The following is a 1143-nucleotide window of genomic DNA, read 5'->3' on the forward strand; positions in this document are numbered from 1 at the left end:
CCGCCCTGCTTCCCCCGCCCACCAAGGCGCAGCTTCCCCAGAGCGGCGTCCAGAACCGCGACACATCCCTGGAGAACGAGCTCCAGCCCTTCCTCGGCACCTTCTTCCAGGAGTACGCGAGGGGCAACCAGGAGGCCCTGTCCCGCTTCTCCAACGGGACGACCATCGCGGGCCTCGCCAACTCCGTGACCTTCGTGCAGGTCAAGGAGGTCGTCGCGCCGAAGGGGCCGGACGGCGAGCGCGCCGTCACCGCGACCGTCGTCTGGCAGCCGGCCGGCGGCGCCGGCGGCGAACTGGAGCAGAGCTACCGGCTCGCCATGGTCAAGAAGGGCAGCACCTGGCTCGTCCAGGACATTCGCGGCACCACGGACCCGAACGCATCATGAAAGGCCGCGGCTTGAACAAGGCAACCCCCACCGATTCCGCCGACCAAGGAAGGTAGTCAGTCGATGCTGCATCACATCATGGCGTCGATTCCGCACGAAATCCTGGCGGCGCCAACCAATGACGACCTCAAGACCGACCAGCTGGCCGACTGGCTCCGCCAGATCTTCGGCCCGCTGTTCCTGGTGATCGTCTCCATTGTGGCGATTTTCTTCCTCTTCACCCGGGAGATCACGCGCTTCGTGCAATTCATCTGCCTGGCGATCGGAATCGGGGTGATCTTCTACGTGCCCAACATCATCGAGACCACGGCCAAGGCGATAGCCAAGGCCCTCGGCGTGGACGTCACCTGACGTAGATCCGGGTTAGGGGAGTAGGGGCGTGGATCTACCCACGTACACGAACATCTGGCGCATCGAGAAGCGGCTCTACAAGCTGTACGACCTGCGGCTTCCCATGCCGCTGCCGCTGGTCCAGATCGGCGTGTTCCTCGGCGTGTTCGTGCCGTGGATCCTGCTGCTGCGAGTCGTCGGCATCCCGTTCGCGTCGCCGTGGCACGTCCTGTACATCGTCCCGCCCGGCGTCCTGACCTGGATGGCGACCCGCCCGGTCATCGAGGGCAAGCGGCTCACCGAACTGCTGCTCTCCCAGAGCCGCTACCTCACCGAGCCGCGCACCTGGTGCCGCCTCACCCCGATCCGCGAACCCCGCGAGGTCGTCATCGTCGCCCGCGTCTGGCGCCGCGCGCAGGCCCCCGCC

General features: G+C 66.4%; 3 protein-coding genes. All 3 read left to right on the forward strand.

All coding sequences use genetic code 11. From position 1 onward, the window contains the following. The coding region (locus E1293_RS47095; RefSeq protein WP_132206664.1) for a conjugal transfer protein at nt 1–386 on the forward strand (386 nt) is incomplete at its 5' end. Nucleotides 387–449: 63 nt separating this feature from the next. After that, a complete protein-coding gene (locus tag E1293_RS47100; protein ID WP_132206666.1) occupies nt 450–737 on the forward strand; it encodes a hypothetical protein in 288 nt (95 codons plus the stop codon). A gap of 28 nt (nt 738–765) precedes the next feature. Then, a partial coding sequence (locus E1293_RS47105) for a conjugal transfer protein (RefSeq protein ID WP_132206668.1) occupies nt 766–1143 on the forward strand: 378 nt, incomplete at its 3' end.

Source organism: Actinomadura darangshiensis, from assembly GCF_004349235.1.
Lineage (GTDB): Bacteria > Actinomycetota > Actinomycetes > Streptosporangiales > Streptosporangiaceae > Spirillospora > Spirillospora darangshiensis.